General features: G+C 69.8%; 18 protein-coding genes. 9 read left to right on the top strand and 9 right to left on the bottom strand.

Features of this window, described 5'->3' with window-relative positions; translation table 11 throughout:
• Positions 1–160 precede the first annotated feature (160 nt).
• Positions 161–1660, bottom strand: a complete 1500-nt coding sequence (locus ACWD3H_RS03760; protein WP_451953914.1) for an AMP-binding protein — start codon at positions 1658–1660, stop codon at positions 161–163.
• A gap of 73 nt (positions 1661–1733) precedes the next feature.
• Positions 1734–2792: an LLM class flavin-dependent oxidoreductase gene (locus ACWD3H_RS03755; protein WP_355554889.1), complete on the bottom strand. Its 1059-nt coding sequence runs from the start codon at positions 2790–2792 to the stop codon at positions 1734–1736.
• A gap of 167 nt (positions 2793–2959) precedes the next feature.
• Between ACWD3H_RS03755 and ACWD3H_RS03750 the strand changes: the two genes are divergently transcribed.
• Complete coding sequence (locus tag ACWD3H_RS03750) at positions 2960–4219, top strand: alpha/beta fold hydrolase (protein ID WP_355554887.1); 1260 nt, start codon at positions 2960–2962, stop codon at positions 4217–4219.
• Between the two features lie 59 nt (positions 4220–4278).
• On the opposite strand, the gene ACWD3H_RS03745 is transcribed toward ACWD3H_RS03750, so the two are convergent.
• The 4 genes from ACWD3H_RS03745 to glnII form a co-directional block, all read right to left on the bottom strand.
• Positions 4279–5700, bottom strand: a complete 1422-nt coding sequence (locus ACWD3H_RS03745; protein ID WP_355554885.1) for an ATP-binding protein — start codon at positions 5698–5700, stop codon at positions 4279–4281.
• Between the two features lie 34 nt (positions 5701–5734).
• Complete coding sequence (locus ACWD3H_RS03740) at positions 5735–7399, bottom strand: FAD-dependent oxidoreductase (protein WP_355554883.1); 1665 nt, start codon at positions 7397–7399, stop codon at positions 5735–5737.
• A 70-nt stretch (positions 7400–7469) separates the two neighbouring features.
• On the bottom strand, positions 7470–8381 hold the full coding sequence (locus ACWD3H_RS03735; RefSeq protein WP_355554881.1) for a TrmB family transcriptional regulator: 912 nt from the start codon (positions 8379–8381) through the stop codon (positions 7470–7472).
• A gap of 402 nt (positions 8382–8783) precedes the next feature.
• Complete coding sequence (gene glnII / locus ACWD3H_RS03730) at positions 8784–9797, bottom strand: glutamine synthetase (RefSeq protein ID WP_451953913.1); 1014 nt, start codon at positions 9795–9797, stop codon at positions 8784–8786.
• A gap of 445 nt (positions 9798–10242) precedes the next feature.
• On the opposite strand from glnII, the gene ACWD3H_RS03725 reads away from it, so the two are divergent.
• The gene (locus tag ACWD3H_RS03725) at positions 10243–11325 is read left to right on the top strand and encodes a thiolase C-terminal domain-containing protein (protein ID WP_451953912.1); all 1083 of its coding nucleotides are present in this window, start codon (positions 10243–10245) and stop codon (positions 11323–11325) included.
• An 88-nt stretch (positions 11326–11413) separates the two neighbouring features.
• Here the strand turns inward: ACWD3H_RS03725 and ACWD3H_RS03720 are convergent, their stop codons facing one another.
• Positions 11414–11782: a hypothetical protein gene (locus ACWD3H_RS03720; RefSeq protein ID WP_451953911.1), complete on the bottom strand. Its 369-nt coding sequence runs from the start codon at positions 11780–11782 to the stop codon at positions 11414–11416.
• 189 nt (positions 11783–11971) lie between these two features.
• Here ACWD3H_RS03720 and ACWD3H_RS03715 point away from each other — a divergent pair, with 189 nt between their 5' ends.
• From ACWD3H_RS03715 to ACWD3H_RS03690, 6 genes are all read left to right on the top strand, one after another.
• Positions 11972–12856 (top strand): MurR/RpiR family transcriptional regulator, encoded by an 885-nt coding sequence (locus ACWD3H_RS03715; protein ID WP_343980466.1) that lies wholly within the window; start codon positions 11972–11974, stop codon positions 12854–12856.
• Between the two features lie 2 nt (positions 12857–12858).
• Entirely contained in the window at positions 12859–13623 is a 765-nt protein-coding gene (locus ACWD3H_RS03710; RefSeq protein ID WP_355554874.1) for an SIS domain-containing protein, read from the top strand.
• Positions 13624–13662: 39 nt separating this feature from the next.
• Positions 13663–15072 carry an N-acetylglucosamine/diacetylchitobiose ABC transporter substrate-binding protein gene (gene ngcE / locus ACWD3H_RS03705; RefSeq protein ID WP_451953910.1) on the top strand — a complete coding sequence of 470 codons (1410 nt, stop codon included), beginning with the start codon at positions 13663–13665 and terminating at the stop codon, positions 15070–15072.
• Between the two features lie 126 nt (positions 15073–15198).
• Positions 15199–16101 carry a carbohydrate ABC transporter permease gene (locus ACWD3H_RS03700; protein WP_451953909.1) on the top strand — a complete coding sequence of 301 codons (903 nt, stop codon included), beginning with the start codon at positions 15199–15201 and terminating at the stop codon, positions 16099–16101.
• Positions 16101–17012, top strand: a complete 912-nt coding sequence (locus ACWD3H_RS03695) for a carbohydrate ABC transporter permease (protein WP_051751340.1) — start codon at positions 16101–16103, stop codon at positions 17010–17012. Before ACWD3H_RS03700 ends, ACWD3H_RS03695 begins: the two co-directional genes overlap by 1 nt.
• A 183-nt stretch (positions 17013–17195) precedes the next feature.
• Positions 17196–18068 carry a chitosanase gene (locus tag ACWD3H_RS03690; protein WP_451953908.1) on the top strand — a complete coding sequence of 291 codons (873 nt, stop codon included), beginning with the start codon at positions 17196–17198 and terminating at the stop codon, positions 18066–18068.
• Between the two features lie 143 nt (positions 18069–18211).
• On the opposite strand, the gene ACWD3H_RS03685 is transcribed toward ACWD3H_RS03690, so the two are convergent.
• Both ACWD3H_RS03685 and ACWD3H_RS03680 read right to left on the bottom strand, forming a co-directional pair.
• Positions 18212–18904: a DNA alkylation repair protein gene (locus ACWD3H_RS03685; protein ID WP_451953907.1), complete on the bottom strand. Its 693-nt coding sequence runs from the start codon at positions 18902–18904 to the stop codon at positions 18212–18214.
• Positions 18905–18991: 87 nt separating this feature from the next.
• Positions 18992–19681 carry a TetR/AcrR family transcriptional regulator gene (locus ACWD3H_RS03680; protein ID WP_451953906.1) on the bottom strand — a complete coding sequence of 230 codons (690 nt, stop codon included), beginning with the start codon at positions 19679–19681 and terminating at the stop codon, positions 18992–18994.
• Positions 19682–19805: 124 nt separating this feature from the next.
• On the opposite strand from ACWD3H_RS03680, the gene ACWD3H_RS03675 reads away from it, so the two are divergent.
• The coding region (locus tag ACWD3H_RS03675) for an acetyl-CoA C-acetyltransferase (protein WP_451953905.1) at positions 19806–20906 on the top strand (1101 nt) is incomplete at its 3' end.

Below are 20906 nucleotides of genomic sequence, written 5' to 3'. Positions count from 1 at the left end.
TCATAATGAAATTTAAGGGGAAAAACTCCGTCTGCGTCAAGGTGGAGTTACCGAGTCGTGCCCAGGCCGTGGACGATTCCGATCGTGCCGGAACGGCCGACGAGAGCCGGCTCCCGGGAGCCGGCTCTCGTCGCGGACCGTGCGGGACCGGGGCGGGCCGTCAGGTGCCGGGGTAGCCGCCCCCGCCGTGGGCGGCGTCGAGGGCGTCGTAGTCGGGGGTGAAGCCCTTCTTGGGAATGGCCGCCACGAAGTCCACGTGCCGTGGCCTCTTGTACGAGGCGAGGCCGCCCCGCACATGCTCGACGATCTCCTCGGCGGAGGCCGTGGCCCCGTCCCCGAGGACCACGACGGCCTTCACCGCCTGCCGCCACCGCTCGTCGGGGACGCCGATGACCGCGGCGTCGGCGACGGCGGGATGGGTCTTCAGCACCCGCTCGACCTCGGCCGGGTAGATGTTCTCGTTGCCAGACTTGATCATGCGGAGCCGGGGGCCGATGAAGGTGATCGTGCCGTCGGCCTCGCGGCGGCCGAGGTCACCGGTGTGGTGCCAGCCCCCGCGCGTCTTCGCCTCGTTGAGCTCAGGTCTGTTGAAATATCCGGAAAAAAGGGACTTGCCGCGGGCGCAGATCTCGCCCACCTCTCCTGCGGGCACCTCGTCGCCGTCAGGGGCGAGGATGCGCACCTGGACCAGCGGTGACGGCCGTCCGGCGAACCCCGCGGCCCCCGGGGCGAGCCCCAGGAAGGTCAGCATCCCGGCCACCTCCGTCTGCCCGTAGCCGCCCATCCTCGACCGGCACCAGGGGGAGTCGTCCACGCTCGTCATGGCGTCCCACTCGGCCGAGTGGGAGACGAAGCGGAGCGACGTCAGGTCGTACTTGCCGCCCTCGTTGGCCTTCACCACCGCGTCGATCATCTGCCCGAACAGGAACGCCTGGGTGACCTTCTCCGCGTCGACGAGGCGGCAGACCTCCTCGGGGTCGAAAGCCGGCGTGAACACGTTCGTCCCGCCGATCTGTAGCGTGGCCAGGCAGAACATCATCGTGCCCACGTGGAACAGCGGGCCGCTGTTCAGGAAGGTGAAGCCCGGCTCCATCTGCCGCACCACCAGCAGCGAGGCGCTGTGCGCGACCAGGGCGGCGCTGCTGAGCAGCGCCGCGTTGGGACGGCCGTCGAAGGCGGCGGTGTAGAGCGCGAGCACCGGCGTTGTGTCGTCGGCGTCGTCGGCGAACCCGTCCGGCACGGCGTCCGGGGACCCGCCGGCCAGGAACGCCTCGTAGCCCGCCCCCGCGAGGATCCAGTCCTCGCCGCTCAGCGGGGCGGCGACCTCCGACTCCTCCCAGACGACGACCTTCGGAGCGAGGTCCGAAAGGACGAAGGAGAGCTCTTCGGCCGACTGCCGCCAGTTCGCCGGGCAGAGGATCGCGCCGAGCCTGGACGAGGCGAGCAGCAGTTCGAGCACCGCGTGGTCGTTTCTGCCCAGCCAGAGCACCCGCTCCCCGGCCGTCACGCCCCGCGCGGCCAGCGCGCCCGCCAGGCGGGTGACCCGCGCGTCCAGTTCGGGGTAGGTGAGCCGCAACTCGCCGTCCACCACCGCGGTCACCCCGGGGCTGCTGCGGGCGTGTTCGGCGAGGACGTCGGACAGGGTCAACTGGTGGATCATCGCGCCTCCTGGTGGGGGTGGCGTACGGCCCGCGACCTCCCGCCTCGGCCGGTGCGAGCCGTACGGGGACGGATCATTCGAAAGCCGGCATGACCTCGGCGGCGAAGAACCGCATGACCTTCCTCATCTCCGCCAGCGGCATCGGCCTGGTGCTGCCGAAGTCGCAGAGCAGGTTGGCGAATCCGGCGTCCCGCAGCAGCCGGATCTGGCCGATCACCCGCTCGGGGTCGCCGATGACCTCCAGCTGCTCCCAGCGGAAGTCGTTGGAGACCGAGCCGCCCTTGAGGTAGCGGTCCTGGTAGTACTCGAAGCCCTGTGCGGCCTTGCCGGTCCTGGGGTCGATCGGGGCGCTCTTCTCGTTGAAGATCCGGCTCCGGTCGAACCCCGCCTCGAACCTGGCCTGGTCCTCGCGGGCCGCCTCCGCCGTGGCGGCGACGTAGACGCTGCGCGCGACCACCAGTTCGTGCCCGGTCACGTCGTGCCCGGCCAGTTCCGCGGTCGTCCGCCAGGTCTCCGCCGCCTTGACCACCTTGCGGAACGGCGCCGCCGGGTCGGCCAGGATGGGCAGGCCGCGCTCGGCGTACATGGTCACGGTCTCCGGGGACACGGCGGCCACATGGATCGGCGGGAACGGGGTCTGCAGTGGCCGGGGGACGAGTTCGACCTCGGTGCCGGTCCGGTAGAACTTGCCCTCGTGCCGGAAGGTGGGGCTGCCCCAGAGGCCGAGGATGACCTCCAGCGCCTCGTTGAACCGGTCACGGGCCTCGGCCAGGTCGATGCCGAAGCCCTCGAACTCGAAGCTCTGGTAGCCACGCCCGATGCCCAGCTCCAGCCGCCCGCCGGAGAGCACGTCCACCATGGCCGCCTCCTCGGCGACGTGGATCGGGTTGTGCAGCGGCAGTACCACGATGCCGGTGCCCAGCCGGAGCCGCTCGGTGCGCGCGGCCATGGCGGCCAGCATGGTGAACAGGTTCGGGACCACTCCGTAGTCGCGGAAGTGGTGCTCGGCCAGCCGCACGCCGTGGAAACCCAGCTCCTCGGCCAGCTCGACCAGTTCGAGATGGTAGTCGTAGACATCCTTGAAGCTCTGGCCGTCGAACCGGTGGAAGAGGTGGAAGGTCGAGAACTTCATCGGCTTGTCCCCTGGCGGTCGTCTCCGTCTGTCCCGTTCCGCGGTCTCGGTTGCGGCGGGCCGCACGAAACCAAGCGCTCGCTTGGGAAGCGTACCAGTTCTCCGCCTCCGGGGAAGTGCCGCGCCCGTCAGGAAATGGCGGTCGTGGGGTCGGGTAGTTTTCCGGGGTGACTGTCCTTCTGCCCGGTGTGGCGCTCACCGACCACGTGTTCACCGTTCCCCTCGACCACGCCGACCCCGGCGGCGAGACGATCGAGGTCTTCGCCCGGGAGGCGGTCGACCCGGCCAGGCAGCGGGAGGACCTGCCGTGGCTGCTCTTCCTGCAGGGAGGTCCCGGCGGCAAGTCGCCGCGCCCGACCGCCGCGGAGGGATGGCTGGGGCAGGCGCTGCAAACCCATCGCGTCCTCCTGCTCGACCAGCGGGGGACCGGTCGCAGCACTCCCGTCACCGCGAAGACGGTGCGCGGCACGGACGCCGAGCTCGCCGCCCGCCTCGGGCACTTCCGGGCCGACTCGATCGTGGCCGACGCCGAGCTGATCCGGCGCGAGCTCGCCGGTGACCGGCCGTGGGAGACCCTCGGCCAGAGCTACGGCGGCTTCATCACGCTGACCTACCTCTCGCTGGCCCCCGAGGGCCTGGCGACCTGCTACGTGACCGGTGGCCTGGCCGGGCTCGACGCCACCGCCGACGACGTCTACTCCCGCACCTACCCGCGGGTCCTGGACAAGGTGCGCCGCCACTTCGCCCGTTACCCGCAGGACTCGGGCCGCCTGGACGCGATAGCCGCCCACCTGCGCCTGCACGAGGTCTCGCTCCCCGACGGTGACGTGCTGACCGTACGCCGCCTGCAGACCCTCGGCATGTGCCTGGGGATGAGCGACGGCGCCGAATACCTGCACTGGTTGCTGGAGGAGGCCTGGACCGGTGACAGGCTCTCCGACCTCTTCCTGTACGAGGTCATGATGGCCACCGGTTTCGTCGGCAACCCGCTCTACGCGGTCCTGCACGAGTCGATCTACGCCCAGGGCGCCGCCACGGACTGGGCCGCGCACCGGTTGCTGCCCGAGGAGTTCCGCGAGGACGCGGGACCGACGCTCCCCACCGGGGAGATGATCTACCCCTGGATGTTCGACGAGATCGCCGCGCTCCGCCCCTTCAGGGGCGCCGCCGAGATCCTCGCCACCGTCTCCGGCTGGCCGGCCCTCTACGACCCGGCCCGGCTGGCCGCCAACCGGGTCCCGGTGGTCGCCGCCGTCTACTACGACGACATGTACGTCGACGAGGGCCTGTCCATGCGCACCGCGCGCGCGGTGGGCAACGTGCGGACCTGGGTGACCAACGAGTGGGAGCACGACGGCGTCCGGGTCTCCGGCGGCAAGGTCCTCGCCCGCCTGATGGACATCGCGGGCGGCGTCCACGGCTCCTGAACGTCTCGGGGCCTGCTGAGCCCGTGCCGTCCAAAGCGCCCGCTCCGGACGGCACGGGGTCAGGCCGGGCTGGACGCCTCGGTGACGGGGAGGCGTACCTGGAAGCGGGTGTCGCCGGGCTTCGACTCCACGCGCAGGTCGCCACCGTGGCGGCCGGCGACGATGCGGAAGGAGATGTCCAGGCCGAGCCCGGTGCCCTCGCCCACCGACTTCGTGGTGAAGAACGGCTCGAAGATCCGCTCGCGCAGGGCCTCGGGGACGCCGGGGCCGGTGTCGCAGATCTCGATCAGCGCGATCGTGTCGTGTTCGAGGCGGGTGCGGACGGTCAGGACGCCGCTGCCGGCCATCGCGTCCAGCGCGTTGTGGATCAGGTTGGTCCACACCTGGTTGAGTTCTCCCGCGTAGGCGGGGATGGGCGGCAGCCCGGGGTCGTAGTCGGTGGCGATGGTGATCCCCGGCGGGATCTTGCCGCGGAACATGGTGAGGGTGCTGTCGAGCAGTTCCCGCACGTCCACCGTCTGGTACGGCGCCCGGTCCATCTGGGAGTACTGCTTGGCGGAGGCGATCAGCGAGGAGATCCGCTCGGTCGCGTCCGTCACCTCGTTCAGCATCTGGGAGATCTCGGTGGCCTCCGACAGCCAGTGCATCGCCGCGTCCAGGTGCCGGTCGCCGATCGCCTCGCGGACGGCGTCGAGCTTGCCGACCTCGAACCCGGCCGCCACCAGCGCCGGCGCGATCTCCCAGGCGTCCGAGACCCCGGCCTCCTCCAGGGCATCGGACAGCTCGTCCTCGGCGTCGGAGGTCTCCAGCGGCGAGCGGGGCGGCGCCTTCGAGGCGCTGTCGGCGCACGCCTCCTGCAGGTCGACCAGCTCGCGCAGCCGCTCGGGCTCGATGCCCTCCTCCGCCAGCGCGGCCAGCCGCCTGCGCGAGCTCCGTACCTTCACCCGCAGGTCGTCCACGGCCCGTACCGCCGCCGCGGCCGGGTTGTTGAGCTCGTGGGTGAGCCCGGCGGTGATCGTGCCGAGCGCGGTCAGCCGCTGCCGCCGGTCGATGAGCTCCCGCTGTGCCATCCCGCCCAGGCGGGCCCCGTCGAGCAGGTGCACCGCCATCGGGAACCACTCGGCCATGATCATGCCGTACTTCCTGGCCGGGAGCATGAACATGCGGGTCGGCTTGGTGGCGCGCAGCGAGTGGGCGTAGGTGGCCGGGGCGCGGTCGCCCAGGTAGGCCAGGACCGCGCCGCCGTAGACGCCGGGCTGCGAGGTCGGGGTCATCGTGACCGGTCCGGCGGGGGTCTCGGTGATCATCACCACCTCGCCGTCGATGAGCACGGCGAAGCAGTCGGCCGGATCACCCTGCTTGATGATCGGCTCGCCCGCCTCGTACTCCTCCTCGGTCCCGTGTTCGGCGAGCCAGCGGAGCTTGTCCTCGTCGAGCCGCTCGAAGAGGAACAGCCCGCGGAGCACGTCCGTGTCGATCATGTGACCTCCTTGCCGAGCACGGAGAGGGACCTGGTCACGTCTTCTCCAGGTAGCGGTGGACGAGGGCCACGGCCATCGCGCCCTCGCCGACCGCGGAGGCGACCCGCTTGATCGAGTCGGCCCGGACGTCGCCGGCGGCGAACACCCCGGGAACGTTCGTCTCCAGGTGGTACGGATCCCGCCGGAGCGGCCAGTTGCGCGGCCTGTTCTCGTCGGCGGTCAGGTCGGGACCGGTCAGGACGAAGCCCCTGGCGTCGCGTTCGACGGTCTCGCCGAGCCAGTCGGTGAACGGCTCGGCGCCGATGAAGACGAACAGCCACTCGGCCCCGACCGTGCGCTCGCCGTCCGGGCCCTTCAGCGTGATCCGCTCCAGGTGCCCCTCGCCCTCGGCGCCGACCACCTCGGTCTCGGTGAGCACCTCGATGTTCGGGATCTGCGAGATCTGCTCGATCAGGTAGTGCGACATGGTCCGCTCCAGCCCGTCACCCCTGACGACCAGGTAGACCCTGCTGGCGTACCCGGACAGGTAGACCGCGCCCTGCCCCGCCGAGTTGGCGGCGCCGACGATGTAGACCTCGCGGTTGCTGCACTCGGGCGCCTCGGTCATGGCCGCGCCGTAGTAGCAGCCGGAGCCGATGAACTCGTCGAGGCCGGGGGCGTTCAGCCGCCGGTAGGAGACGCCGGTGGCCAGGATGACGGTGTGCGCCGCGATCGTGCCGCCGTCGGCGAAGCCGACCACCCGGGCCTGGCCCTTGACCTCAAGGCTGGTGACCGTGCGGGCGGTGAGCAGCTCGGCGCCGAATTTCAGGGCCTGGCGCCTGGCCCGGTCGGCGAGTTGCGCGCCGGAGACGCCGTCGGGAAAGCCCAGGTAGTTCTCGATCCTGGAGCTCTGGCCCGCCTGCCCGCCCGAGGCGTGCTGCTCGACCATCACCGTGCGCAGTCCCTCGGAGGCGCCGTAGACCGCGGCGCCCAGCCCGCCGGGGCCGCCCCCGATCACGATCAGGTCGTAGAAGTCGGTGGCCGGGGCGGTGGACAGCCCGACGGCATGGGCCAGCTCGGACAGGTTCGGCGCGGTGAGTTTCGCACCGTCGCCGGTGACGACCAGCGGCACCCTGGCCGGACCCGTACCGCCCTTCTCCCCGGCCGCCGCGAGCAGCTCGGCGCCCTCGGGGGAGTCGTCCAGCATCCAGCGGTAGGGCACCTGGTTGCGCGACAGGAAGTCCCTGACCTCGTACGAGGGAGCCGACCAGCGCGCGCCCACCACCCGCAGCTCGTCGGACTCGCGCCGGTCGGTGCGCTGCCAGGCGTCGAGCTGGGCGTCCAGCACCGGGTAGAACTTCTCCTCCGGCGGGTCCCACGGTTTGAGCAGGTAGTGGTCGAGGTCGACCACGTTGATCGCCTGGATCGCGGCCTCGGTGTCGGCGTAGGCGGTCAGCAGTACGCGGCGGGCGTACGGATACAGGTCCATGGCCTGTTCCAGGAACTCCACGCCGTTCATCTGGGGCATTCGGTAGTCGGCGAGAATCGCCGCGACGTCGTCGCCGCGGAGCCGAAGTTCGCGGACGCTCTCGATGCCCTGGACAGCGGTGTCGGCCCGGACGATCCGGTAGGAATGGCCATAGCGGCGCCGCAGGTCGCGCGCGACGGAGCGTGATACACCTGGATCGTCGTCGACCGTCATGATGACCGGTTTATCCATGCGCTGTCTTCCCCCACAGATAGAGACCCTCGAGATGGGGACAACCTCTCCGAAGGATGCCACATTCGTGTTAAAGCAATCGTCCATCGGGCGCGGTCGTGGGGGCCGGATCGGGACCGTGGCCGGGTATCCCGGCGGCGCGTAGCAGGGCGGTCGCGCAACCGTGGTCGGTGAGGAAGCGCCTGAGCTCGGGGTCACGGGCACAGAGTTCGCCCATGCTCTCGTGGCCGATCCGGTCGGCGATGATCTGCAGGGCGATGTCCTGCCTGACGTACTGGACGGCCATCGCGACGACGGCCGGGTCCTCGGTGTAGACGCCCCACGCGGTGCCGCCGGCGAAGCCGCCGACCAGGGCCTCCCGCCGGTCGCCCACGACGACCAGCAGCCGATGGTCCAGGCCCTGCCCCTCTTGGGCCTCCGTGGTCGCGCACGGGGTGGGGAAGCGGTGCTCGTAGAGGTTCCCGACCGGCTTCCGCGCCGGTCCGAAGTGCAGCACCGAGGTCTCGACCCCGCGCTCGACGGCCCGCCCGACCAGTGGGGAGAGCCGCTCCATCTCCTCGGGCCAGATCGACAGGAACAGGTCGGTGTGCGCCTCGGCCACCACGTCCTCGGCCCGCGCGAGCAGTGCCTCCGCGTCCTTGAGGCTGTGGATCAGGTGTGCCCTGGGGGACGCCACGATCACGGGCAGCGAGACCTCCAGCGACTCGATCGAGTCGTCGAACTCCCGGCGCATGCGTTCCAGCAGGGAGCGCGGTGGCAGCGGCAGGTAGTCGACGGCGTCGTCGGCGCCACGCAACTCGTAGGCCGCGCTCTTGGCCACCAGCTTGCCCAGGGTCGCGTAGACCATGCTGCGTGGCACGCCTGAGCGCTTGGCGACCTCGTAGCCGTTGAGGGGCTGGCCGGCACCGACCAGGGTGACGTATGCCTTGGCCTCGTAGCCCGACATCCCCAAACGCTGTAATTGCTCCACTACGTCCTGCATCGCAGTTATGGTACGGCGCAAGCTACCCCTTTAGCGCTGTCCTAAAGCAGCTGTTTCGTGGGATTTTCGTCACGCACCCGGGTTGGAGGCCATCGTTTGGCGAGAGGGGGCCTGCCGGGTTTACCCGGCAGATGAATCGCCTGCCCGTTTGTGGTTCCTGTGTTCGAAACGGTCACGGGCTTGGCGCCCGCCTATCTCGGCCGGGCGGGGCGAGAAGCCGCTCCCGCCGGGGGCGGGGGCGCGGAACGGCCCGACGGGCGGTATGCCGACATTTTGCTTTTATTTGGGCTGCGCTATTTCGGTCCGGCCGGTACCGGTCGCTGTGCGGTCCCCACCGGGAAAGCGGAAGGCCGCGGACGCCCCCGGCAGGACGTTCGCGGCCTTCGCGTTCTTCGGTCGGGATCAGACCTGTTCGGCCTTCTCCAGAGCGGAGCAGCAGGTGTTCACGATGAGGCGGGTCACCAGGTAGGGGTCGACGTTGGCGTTCGGACGCCGGTCCTCGATGTAGCCCTTCTTCTCCACCTCGACCTGCCACGGGATGCGGACCGAGGCGCCGCGGTCGGAGACGCCGTAGCTGAACTCGTTCCAGGGAGCGGTCTCGTGGAGGCCGGTGAGACGGTCCTCGATGCCGGCGCCGTAGTACTTGACGTGCTCCAGGGCGTTCGCCGCGAGGGCCTCGCAGGCGGTGACGATCGGGTCGTAGCCCTCGCGCATCGCCTTGGTGGAGAAGTTGGTGTGCGCGCCCGCGCCGTTCCAGTCACCCTTCACCGGCTTGGCGTCCAGGGTGGCGGCGATGTTGAAGTCCTCGGCGGTGCGGTAGAGCAGCCAGCGGGCGATCCACATGTGGTCGGAGACCTCCAGAGGACCGGCCGGGCCGATCTGGAACTCCCACTGCCCGGGCATGACCTCGGCGTTGATGCCGGAGATGGCCAGGCCCGCCTCGATGCAGTAGTCGAGGTGCCTCTCGACGATCTCGCGGCCGAAGACCTCGTCGGCGCCGACGCCGCAGTAGTAACCCCCCTGCGGGGCGGGGAAGCCGCCGAGCGGGAAGCCGAGCGGACGGCCCTCCTTGAAGAAGGTGTACTCCTGCTCGATGCCGAACCACGACTCCTGGTCGGCGTACTTCTCCGCGACCTCGACGAGGGCCGCACGGGCGTTGCTGGAGTGCGGGGTCATGTCGGGGTTGAGCACCTCGCACAGCACCAGCACGTTGCTGCCGCCGCGGATCGGGTCCGGGCAGGTGAACACCGGCTTGAGCACGCGGTCGGAGGAGGAACCGTCGGCCTGGTTGGTGCTGGACCCGTCGAAGCCCCAGATCGGGAGTTCGGCACCGTCCGCCATGACCTTGGTCTTTGAGCGGAGCTTGGCGGTCGGCTCGGTACCGTCGATCCAGATGTATTCGGCCTTGAAGGTCATCGGCGGAGTCCTTGAGGGTGGAGGTGTCTGCTGCCACCAAAGATTTGCAAGTCGCGATTTCGCAACTGTTGCCCGTATGTGAACAGAGTGTTACCCAGCCTCATCCGGGCAGGCAGCGGCCGCCCCGAAAACCGCACATGCCATTCTCTACCCCTGTGAGCTGCCCTTTTACGGGACGATTGGAACGATGTAGACGTCCATCGCGGAGGAAACGGCGTGCCGCGGAACGGTGGGCGGAGGTCGAGGGCGGCCGGTCCGGAGCCCCCGGCCAATCCGCCGCCCACTTAACCGAGCAAGCGCTTGCCTAAGACAGGTGGCCGCGTTACCGTGACGGGCGATGGCCGAGATCCGCCCGCGTCCACGACGTCCCGGCGGTCCACGGACGTCGTCCGCCGGGACGGATCGCGCCCCGTCTCGGCGGGCGACCCGATCTGTCAGGAGCCGGATGCGAGGTAGGGCGGCCGTCGCGGGCCTCGGGATGACGGCCCTGACACGGGCCTCGGGCAGGACCGAGCTGGAACTCGCCGTCGAGGCGTCCCGCGCCGCGCTGGCCGACGCCGGCCTGGAGGCCGGGCAGGTCGACGCGGTCCTCAGCTACCACATGAACGACTCGGCCCCCGTGGTCGGTGTCGCGAGGGCACTGGGCATCGAAAGGCTGGGCTGGCACAACGACATCTCCGGCGGCGGTACCCAGACGGCGTCCATCCTCGGCGACGCGGCGATGCTCATCGCCTGCGGCGTCGCGGGCAGCGTGCTGGTCTACCGGGCGCTGAACGGCCGCTCGGGCAGGCGCATGAACACCGTCTCCACCGGTCCGCAGGAGCGCTTCACGGTCCCGTACGGGATGGCGGGACCGATCCCGATGTTCGCCCTGGCGGCACAGCGCTACCTGCACGAGACCGGTCTGGGAGAGGAGCATCTGCACGCGGTCGTCGCCCAGTCACGCGACAACGCCGCGGCCAACCCGCGCGCCCTGCGGCGCGATCCGCTCTCGCTGGAGGAGTACCTGGCCAGGCCGTACGTCTGCGCACCGCTGCGGACCGTCGACTGCTGTCAGGAGACGGACGGCGCCTGCGCGCTGGTGATCCGCGACGCGCGGCTCGCCCCGGAGGCTCCCCGGATCCACGCCGTGGTCAGGGGAGGGGGGCCGGGCTGCTCGTCCATGGACCGTTCGCCCGACGTCACCGCGATCTTCTCCGCCCATGTCGCGGCTCCCCTGTGGGAGACGTCGGGCATGCGGCCCCGGGACGTGGACGTCGCCCTGCTCTACGACGCCTACTCCTGGCTGGTGCCCAGGCAGCTGGAGGACTTCGGCCTGGCCGGCCGGGCCGAGCTGGGCGAGTTCCTCCTCGCCCGCCGCCACGCCGGGGTCAATCCGCACGGCGGCCTGCTGTCGGAGGGGTACGTGCACGGGCTGAACAACGTGGCCCAGGCCGTAAGGGAACTCAGAGCGGGTCGCGAGACCGCGCTGGTGACCGGATTCGGCGGCAGCTACGGCAGCGCGGCCCTGCTGGTCCGCCCCGGCTGAGGCCGCGACGCGCGCGGGGGGTGGGCGAGTGCCGGCCACGCCGGGTCGGCCACTCGGCGGGGCGCGGCGGGCGCGGGGCCGGACGGGCTCAGCTGGACTCGTCCCAGTCGTCCTCCCGAGAGCCGGCGAGCTCGGCCTCCATCTCCTCCAGATCCCGCATGAACCCCTGGAACCCCCTCGGGCCCAGGCGGCGCCAGACGAGCAGCTGCAGGGAGCGCGTCTCCTCGTCCAGCGTCGGCTCCTCGTGGCGTGGCGCCCCCGTCTCCTGGGCCTGCCGGTCCACGGCCTGGAGCTCCTCGACCGTGAAGCGGACTCCGTGCTCGCGTTCGAGCAGCCGGAGGTGCGGGTCGTTGCGCAGTCTCTGGTCCCGGGCGCGCCGGGCGCGCCGGGCGGCCAGCTCGTCGTGGACGTGCGCACTGGAAACCTGGGGCGGCGTGTCGGCCGGACGTCGAGTCATCGTGGGTTCGCCTCCGTCGGGCGGCTCCTTTTCTGGAACCTCTGCCATGAACGACGCCCGACGGGCGGCGTAGGTTGTCGGAACTTTTCCCGCGGACTCCGGGGCCACCGGCGTCACACCCTCCACCATGCCCCCGATGGTCTTGACGCGGCCCCGAGTTGAGAATAATTTTCACCCATATGATTTTTGATGAAAGGAATGCTTGTGGCCGCAGGTGCGCTCGGACGCATCCAGACCGAGACGCCCGCGCTGCCGGAGGCGCTGCGCCGGGTGGGTGAGGCGATCCTGGCCGACCCCGCGGAGGCGGCGCGATCCACGATCATCACGCTGGCCGAGCGGAGCGGCAGCTCGCCCGCCACGGTCACCCGTTTCTGCAGGGTGTTCGGTTTCGCGGGATACGCCGGGCTACGGGTCGCGCTGGCCACCGAGACCGGCCGCGCGGCGCAGGCCAACTGGGACATGGGGGTGGGCCACGAGATCGGCCCCACCGACCCGCTCGACGCGGCGATCGGCGTGATGGCCGCCGCCGACTCGCGGCTCATCCAGGAGACCGCGGCCCAACTCGACGCGGGCACCGTCGCCAAGGTCGCCGAGGCCATCGTCGCGGCCCGCCGCGTCCTCATCTTCGGGGTCTCCACCAGCGGGGCGGTGGCCGGGATGATGGGCGGGCGGTTGCGCCGCATCCGGGTCCCCTGCTGGAGCCACGCCGACGCGCACGAGGCGCTCGCCGACGCGGCGCTGCTCGGCGAGGGCGACGTCGCCATCGGCATCTCCCACCAGGGCCGCACCCGCGAGGTGCTGGAATCCCTCGGCGAGGCCGGAGACCGGGGCGCGCTGACCGTCGCGGTCACCTCCTTCGCCCGTTCCCCGCTGGCGGAGTTGTCGGAGCTGGTACTGACCACCGCCAGCCGCGAGACCACCTTCCGGCTGGGTGGCCTGGCCGCGGTCCACTCCCAGCTCTTCGTCCTCGACACCGTCTACGTCGCGGTCGCGCAGCGCACCTACGAGCAGACCAACGAGGCGTTCGAGCTGACGATCCGGGCCCTCGAGAGCCACCGCGTGGAGAGGAACTGAGTGTGGACATCAATATCGGGGCCGTCGAGTACGTCCATGAGGTGAAGGCCCTGGTGGACGAGGTCTCCCGGACCCAGGAGGCCGCGGTACGGGACGCGGCCGCGTTGACGGTGACCTCCCTGCTCGACGGCGGCGTGATCCAGGCCTTCGGCTCCGGGCACTCCGAGGCGATCGCCATGGAGATCGCCGGGCGCGCGGGCGGCCTGGTGCCCAGCAACCGTCTGGCCCTGCGTGACGTCGTCCTGTACGGGGACGCCCCGGTCGGCACCCTCCTCGGAGCCCCCGGCGAGCTGGAGCGCGATCCGTCGGTCGCCCGGCGGATCTACGACCTGGCGCCCGTCCGGCCGCAGGACGTGTTCGTGCTGATCTCCAGCTCCGGGGTGAACGGCTCGGTGGTCGAGCTGGCCTCGATCGTCAAGGAGCAGGGGCACGGCCTGATCGCCCTGACCTCCGTACGGCACAGCACCGCGATGACCTCACGCCACCCCTCGGGCCGCAAGCTGCTCGACCTCGCCGACGTGGTGCTCGACAACCGCGCCCCGTACGGCGACGCGGTACTCCCGCTCCCGGACGGCGGCACGTTCGGGGCGGTCTCCACGATCACCTCGGCGCTGCTGGCCCAGATGGTCGTGGCCGAGGTGGTGCGCACGCTGATCGAGGCGGGCCACACTCCGCCGATCTACCGCTCCGCCAATGTGACCGGCGGAGACGAGCACAACCGTGTTCTCGAGAATCGCTACGCCGGAAGGATCCGGCGAGGTGCCTGACCACTGCCTGTCACTTCCAGGCCACCCCCAGGAGGAAGCATGACCCAGCTATCCAGGCGCGAGCTCCTGCGCAGCGCGGCCCTGGCCGGCCTCGCCCTGCCCGCCCTGTCCGCGTGCGCCACCCCCGCGGGCAACGGCGGCGCCGCGCCCTCGGCACCCGCCGCCGGGGCCACCAGCGCGGCCAATCCGCTCGGCTTCGCCGAGGACAGGCCCCTGGAGATCTGGATCTTCGACGGCGGTTTCGGCGACGCCTACGCCAAGGACGTCCACGAGAAGCTGCTCCAGGCCAGGCACCCCAAGCTGGAGATCAAGCACAACGCGACCAAGGAGATCGCCAAGACCCTCCAGCCGCGCTTCGCCGGTGGGAACCCGCCGGAGTTCATCAACAACTCCGGCGCCAACGCGATGGACTTCGGTGCCCTGGTCCAGGACGGTCAGCTCGCCGACCTCACGCCGCTGTACGACGCGCCCAGCTGGGACGACCCCGCGGTCAAGGTGCGCGACACGATCGACCCGAACGCGATCGAGCTGGGCAGCTACGACGGCAAGCCCTACGTCCTCAACTACGCCAACACCGTCTGGGGCATCTGGTACTCGCAGAAGCTCTTCGAGGCCGAGGGCTGGCAGGTCCCCAAGACCTGGGCCGACTTCCTGGCCCTGTGCGAGACCATCAAGAAGGCGGGCAAGATCGCGCCCTTCACCTACGCAGGCAAGCACCCCTTCTACATCTACGAGACCATCCTCACGCTCGCCGCGAAGATCGGCGGCAAGGACGTGCTGAAGAACATCGACAACCTCGAGGACGGCGCCTGGAAGGCCGAGCCGGTCAGGCAGGCCGCGGCGGCCTTCGCCGAGGTCGGGTCGAAGTACCTGCTCCAGGGCACCGCGGGGCTCGACCACGTGCAGACCCAGACGGCGCACAGCAAGGGCCAGGTCGCCATGTTGCCCTGCGGCTCCTGGCTGGAGAACGAGCAGAAGGACTCCACCCCGGCCGACTTCGGCTACGCGATGTTCACGCTGCCCGACTTCGGCTCCTCGGACGCGCTGCCGTACGGCACCCTGCACGCCCGGCCCGGCGAGGAGTACGTCGTCTCGGCGAAGTCGGCCAACCCCAACGCGGGTCTGGAGTACATGCGCGCCATGCTCTCCAAGGAGGGCGCGGGCAAGTTCATGGAACTGGTCTCCACGCTCACCGTCGTCAAGGGCGCGGGGGAGGGCAAGACGCTCAAGCCCGGTCTCAAGAGCGCCTCGGCCGCGCTGAACGCGGCCGGCGACAACGTCGTCTGGTTCCTGTTCCGCAAGTGGTACGTCGAGATGCACGACGAGGTGGCCGCCGCGACCGGGCAGCTCATGGCCGGCAAGCTGACCGTCGACGCGTGGGCGGACCGCGCGCAGCGGAAGGCCGACGCGATCAAGAAGGACACCTCGGTGAAGAAGTTCAACCGTTGACGTCCGCCCCCGTTCGGTAACGGGGGACGCCAGTGCCGACACCACCCCTAGGCAGGAGATCGCGTTGAGGTCCACGGTTCACCGGCCCGCCCGGCGACGGGCCGATCACCGGACGGCGAGTCGCTCATGAACCACGGCAGGACACGGTTCGTCGTGGGATTCCTGGTGATCCCGGTGGCCCTCTACGTGATCTACGTGATCGCGCCCTACGCGCAGGCCTTCTACATCGCGTTCACCGACTGGCGCGGGGTGAACGCGAGCCCGCGGCTGGTGGGCCTGGAGAACTTCCAGCGACTCCTGGCCGACAACGTGTTCTGGAAGGCCGTCAGTCACAACCTCATCCTGCTGGTCCTGATGCCGATCCTGACCCTGGGGATCGCGCTCTTCTTCGCCTTCCTGCTCAACGCGGGCGGGCGGGGCGGCACCGGGGGCATCTGGGGGTCGAAGTTCTACCGGGTGGTGTTCTTCTTCCCCCAGGTGCTGGCCGTCGCCGTGGTCGCCGTACTGTTCCAGCAGGTCTTCAGGCCCGACCGCAGCGGGATGCTCAACGCGCCGCTCATCGCCCTGGGGTTCGAGCCGATCGGCTTCCTGTCGGACACCAGGGTCGCGTTCTGGTCGATTCTCGCCGTGCTGGTCTGGCAGGCCGTCGGCTTCTACGTCGTGCTCTTCTCCGCCGGCATCTCCTCCATCCCTCGCGACCTGTTCGAGGCGGCGGCGATCGACGGCGCGGGAAGGGTGCAGCTGTTCCTGCGGGTCACGCTGCCGCTGCTCTGGGACACGATCCAGGTCGGCTGGGTCTACCTCGGCATCGCCGCGCTGGACGTCTTCGCCATCGTGTGGGTGATGACGGCGGAACACGGCGGGCCCGACCACTCCACGACCGTGATGGCGGCGGAGATCTACCGCACCGCCTTCCAGTACTTCAAGTTCGGCTACGCCTCCGCGATGGGCGTGGTGCTGTTCTTCTTCACCATCGGGTTCGCGACACTGGCCCTGCGCCTGTCGCGACGTGAACGGATCGAGTTCTAGTGGCGGACGCCGTGATTCCCCGGAGCCGGGCCTGGGCCCGCGAGGAGCGCAGGAGGCGGCTCGGCCCCCTGTCGGCCCTGACGCACGTCGCACTGCTGGTCTGGACGGTCCTGGTCGTCGTGCCGATCGTGTGGACCTTCCTCGCCTCGGTGAAGAGCGAGGACGAGATCTTCGGCGACGCCTGGTCGCTGCCGGCCTCCCTCCGCTTCGACAACTGGGCTCGTGCCTGGGAGCAGGCGCACATCGGCCAGTACATGATCAACAGCATCGTGGTGGTGGCCTTCGGCACCTTCGGCACGATGCTGTTCGGCTCGATGGCCGCGTACGTGCTGGCCCGCTACCGCTTTCGCGGCAACCGGGCGATCTATCTGCTGTTCGTCTCCGGCCTGGCCTTCCCGGTCTACCTGGCGCTGACCCCGCTGTTCTTCGTCGTGCAGAACATGGGGACGGTTCCGGTGATCGGCCGGTTCATCGGCCTGAACACGCACGGCGGGCTGGTGCTGGTCTACATCGCCTACTCGCTGCCCTTCACGGTCTTCTTCCTCGCCGCGTTCTTCAGGACGCTGCCGGGCGCGGTGGCCGAGGCGGCCTTCGTGGACGGGGCCTCGCATGCCCGGGTCTTCTTCCGGATCATGCTCCCGATGGCCAAGCCGGGCATCATCAGCGTGACCATCTTCAACGTGCTCGGTCAGTGGAACCAGTACCAGCTGCCTCTGGTGCTGCTCACCTCGGACAGGGACAAATGGGTGCTCACCCAGGGCATCGCCGACATCTCCACGGCGGCCGGCTACGACGCCGACTGGTCGGCCCTGTTCGCCGCGCTGAGCATGGCCATCCTGCCGATGATGATCGTCTACACGCTCTTCCAGAGCCAGATCCAGAAGGGCCTCACCGCGGGCGCGCTCAAGTAGGCCGCTTGAGCCTTTTGAGGCTTTCATAAGGCAGCCTTGAGGTTCGATTCGTGCGAACGGGTTGACTGGCGGGGCTTGTTGGCGGTTAGGTTCGTTAGGAAAGTTTCCTAACGAGCGAGATACTCCCCGCCCGCGTCCCGTCATCGGAGAGATCGTTCCTCCACCATCCCCTTGGAGAGACACGTGTCCATCTCATCGAACTCCCGCCCCGGCCGCCGCACCCCGCGCCTCCTGCTGGCCTCGGCCGCGATCGCGGTCCCGGCCCTGATCGCCCCCGCCGGCGTCGGGCACGCGGCCACGCTCTCGCCCGCCGCCGCGCCCGCCGGGCTGGTCGCCGACTCCGCGGCGGCCGACCTCAACGACCCGCGCAAGAAGGACATCGCCATGCAGCTGGTGTCCAGCGCCGAGAACTCCTCGCTGGACTGGAAGGCGCAGTACAAGTACATCGAGGACATCGGCGACGGCCGCGGCTACACCGCCGGGATCATCGGCTTCTGCTCCGGAACCGGCGACATGCTCGACCTCGTCGAGCTCTACGCCCGGCGCAAGCCGGGGAACGTGCTCGCCAAGTATCTCCCCGCCCTGCGCAAGGTCGACGGCACCGCCTCCCACAAGGGCCTCGACCCGAACTACACCAAGGACTGGAAGACCGCCGCCAAGGACACGGCCTTCCAGCAGGCCCAGCACGACGAGCGTGACCGGGTCTACTTCAACCCCGCGGTCAGCCAGGCAAAGAAGGACGGCCTGCGCGCCCTCGGCCAGTTCGCCTACTACGACGCCATCGTCATGCACGGCGACGGCGGCGGCCCGCAGAGCTTCAGCGCGATCCGCAAGAACGCCCTGAAGAAGGCGAAGCCCCCCGCGCAGGGCGGCGACGAGACGAAGTACCTGCACGCCTTCCTCGACGCCCGCAAGGCCGCCATGAAGGCCGAGGAGGCTCACGAGGACACCAGCCGCGTCGACACCGCCCAGCGGGTCTTCCTCAACAAGGGCAACCTCGATCTCAACACCCCGCTGTCCTGGAAGGTCTACGGCGACTCCTTCAAGATCAGCTGACCTCGCCAAGCCCCGGCGGCCCCGCCCCGCCGGGGCACTCCGCCTCGACATTCCCGGTCGGCGTCGTTGACGCTCTCGAATACCGAGAGACATCGTCGGCTATCCGCGACAGTGGAGGTCCTGGAGGGGGATTCGGAGCGCGATCACCCGGAACGCCGCGCCGGGAGGTTCTTCAGGGCCTCGCGGCGGCTCAGGCCGCTGATGCCGGTGTGGTCGACGTAGCGGACGACCTCGTCGGGGTTGGTCTTGGCGTACTCGCGCAGGGCCCAGCCGATCGCCTTGCGGGCGAAGAAGTCGTTGTCCGACAGGCTCGGCTCGATGCAGGCGTACAGCAGGCCGGTGTCGGTGGCGGCCTTGAAACGGTTCTGGGAGAGGATGGCCGTCCGGCGCTTCCACAGGTCGGTGCCGCGGGCCCAGCGCAGCATGAGGGGGCGCATGGTGTCGGGGAAGGCCGCGAGCAGGCCGCCGACGCGGTGGACGGCGAGGTCGTCGACGTAGTCCCACCAGGCTCCGGTGACGATCATCTCCTCGTACATCGGCAGCGCGTCGAGCGTCTGGAAGCCCCGGTAGAGGCGGAAACCGGTCAGCTCGATCGCCGCGTAGCGCTCCTCGCGGTACTCGGCCCCGTGCCACAGGGCCAGCGTCGCCTCCCGCCACGCGGGCGCCGTCTCCACGTAGTACTCGGTGAACACCCGCTTCAACGCCGCGCGGCGAGGTGCGGCCTGCACCCCGAGGAAGGGCATCTCCGACTTCATGTAGGCCCGCATGGCCGGGGCCTTGGCGGGGTCGGCCACCTCGGTGAGTGCCATGCGCACGGCCTTCTGCAGTATCTCCACGCTCGCCTACCACTTCCCGTTCGCTTCGCGGACGGCTTGATTCTCACAGGCCGCGTCGCTCTCCGCGCGGGGTTCCGCTCACGGGTGTCAAGCCTGCTGGCTGCTCCGCTCACCGGTCGCCAGGCCGTCGAACAGGACGGTGATGTAGTGCTCGGCGAGACCCGCGGTGTTGAGGCGTCCTCCCGGACGGAACCAGCGCACCGCCACCCAGATGGTGTCGCGGATCATGCGGTAGGTGAGCTTGGGATCGACGTCGGCGCGGAACAGGCCGGCGGCCTGGCCGAGCTTGATCTGCCCGACCCACATCCGCTCGACCTCGTCCTCGGCCTTGACCAGGTAGTCGAAGCGGTCACCGGGGAGTGAGCGCAGGTAGTTCCAGTCGTTCTGCATGACGGTGATCGCCGCGCGGTGGGGCTCCAGAGTGCTGAACCCGATGCGCACCATCTCTGAGAGGATCATGCGGGAGTCACCGTCCTGTTCCAGGGCGGCGCGGTAGCGGCCGACGAGGTCGTCGAGGAAGGTGGTCAGCACCTCGTCGACGATCGTCTCCTTGGAGTCGAAGTGGTGGTAGAGACTCCCGGAGAGGATGCCGGCCTCTTCGGCGATCTCCCGGACGGTGGTCGCCTGGAAGCCCTTGCGGGCGAAGAGCTCGGCGGCGAGTTTGACGAGATGATCGCGGCGCTCTGACGCCGGGCCGGATGCGGTCGCGCGCTTGGTCCCACCCTGGCGCTTGACCGGGGTCGTGGTCGCGCCGCCGGAGTTCTTTCGCGTGTTCACACCCCCATTATGAACCCTTGCGCAATCGCTTGTTCACCGAAACGCGCCAGCTCATCGCGGCTTCTGTTTTTAACCAAGCGCTTGCTACGCTTGTTGCCAGGTGAAGACCGAAGGGATTCAGACAATGACCGAGGCATACATCGTCGGCGCGGTCCGTACCCCGGTGGGCCGCAGGAACGGCGGTCTCGCCGACGCACACCCCGCCGACCTGGGCGCCCACGCCATCCGCGAGCTTGTCGGGCGCACCGGAGTGGATCCCGAGGCCGTGGACGACGTCGTGTTCGGGTGCGTCGACACCGTCGGCCCGCAGGCCGGCGACATCGCCCGTACCTGCTGGTTGGCCGCCGGGCTGCCCGAGGGGGTGCCCGGCGTCACCGTCGACCGCCAGTGCGGCTCCTCCCAGCAGGCACTCCACTTCGCCGCCCAGGCGGTACTGTCGGGCACCGCCGACCTGATCGTCGCCGGTGGCGTGCAGAACATGAGCCGGGTCCCGATCGGCTATGCCATGACCGCCGGGCAGGCGCTCGGCTTCGACAGCCCGTTCGCGGGCTCCAAGGGCTGGCAGGCCCGGTACGGCGGACAGGAGGTGTCCCAGTTCCGGGGCGCCGAAATGATCGCCGAAAAATGGGATATATCGCGACTTGAGATGGAGGAGTTCGCGTACGAGTCCCACCGGCGGGCGCTCAGCGCGATCGACGAGGGTCGCTTCGCCGCCGAGATCGTCCCCTACGAGGGCGTCTGCACCGACGAGGGCCCGCGCCGTGACACCAGCCTGGAGCGGATGGCCGGGCTCAGGACCCTGGTCGAGGGGGGAAGGCTCACCGCCGCGCTCTCCTCGCAGATCTCCGACGGCGCGGCCGCGCTTCTCGTCGCCTCCGAGCGGGCGGTCAAGGCCCACGGACTGACCCCGCGCGCCCGGATCCACCACATCTCCGCCCGCGGCGACGACCCCGTCATGATGCTCTCCGCGCCGATCCCCGCCACCGCGTACGCCCTGCGCAGGGCGGGTATGACGATCGGCGACATCGACGCCGTCGAGATCAACGAGGCGTTCGCCCCCGTCGTGCTGGCCTGGCTGAAGGAGACCGGCGCCGACCCCGGCCGGGTCAACCCCAACGGCGGTGCCATCGCCCTCGGCCACCCGCTCGGCGCGACCGGCGCCCGGCTGATGACCTCGCTCCTGCACGAGCTGGAGCGGACCGGCGGCCGGTACGGGCTGCAGACG

The organism is Streptosporangium sp. NPDC002607 (genome assembly GCF_053592655.1).
The sequence above is the reverse complement of the archived record's forward strand: the minus strand, read 5'-3'. Positions and strand labels throughout refer to the sequence as shown.

What these genes read in the sequence shown, in the direction of transcription:
- ACWD3H_RS03760 (WP_451953914.1), bottom strand. Translation starts at nt 1,660, where the DNA reads ATGATCCACCAGTTGACCCTGTCCGACGTCCTCGCCGAACACGCCCGC.
- ACWD3H_RS03755 (WP_355554889.1), bottom strand. Translation starts at nt 2,792, where the DNA reads ATGAAGTTCTCGACCTTCCACCTCTTCCACCGGTTCGACGGCCAGAGC.
- ACWD3H_RS03745 (WP_355554885.1), bottom strand. Translation starts at nt 5,700, where the DNA reads ATGATCGACACGGACGTGCTCCGCGGGCTGTTCCTCTTCGAGCGGCTC.
- ACWD3H_RS03740 (WP_355554883.1), bottom strand. Translation starts at nt 7,399, where the DNA reads ATGGATAAACCGGTCATCATGACGGTCGACGACGATCCAGGTGTATCA.
- ACWD3H_RS03735 (WP_355554881.1), bottom strand. Translation starts at nt 8,381, where the DNA reads ATGCAGGACGTAGTGGAGCAATTACAGCGTTTGGGGATGTCGGGCTAC.
- glnII (WP_451953913.1), bottom strand. Translation starts at nt 9,797, where the DNA reads ATGACCTTCAAGGCCGAATACATCTGGATCGACGGTACCGAGCCGACC.
- ACWD3H_RS03725 (WP_451953912.1), top strand. Translation starts at nt 10,243, where the DNA reads ATGCGAGGTAGGGCGGCCGTCGCGGGCCTCGGGATGACGGCCCTGACA.
- ACWD3H_RS03720 (WP_451953911.1), bottom strand. Translation starts at nt 11,782, where the DNA reads ATGACTCGACGTCCGGCCGACACGCCGCCCCAGGTTTCCAGTGCGCAC.
- ACWD3H_RS03715 (WP_343980466.1), top strand. Translation starts at nt 11,972, where the DNA reads ATGAAAGGAATGCTTGTGGCCGCAGGTGCGCTCGGACGCATCCAGACC.
- ngcE (WP_451953910.1), top strand. Translation starts at nt 13,663, where the DNA reads ATGACCCAGCTATCCAGGCGCGAGCTCCTGCGCAGCGCGGCCCTGGCC.
- ACWD3H_RS03700 (WP_451953909.1), top strand. Translation starts at nt 15,199, where the DNA reads ATGAACCACGGCAGGACACGGTTCGTCGTGGGATTCCTGGTGATCCCG.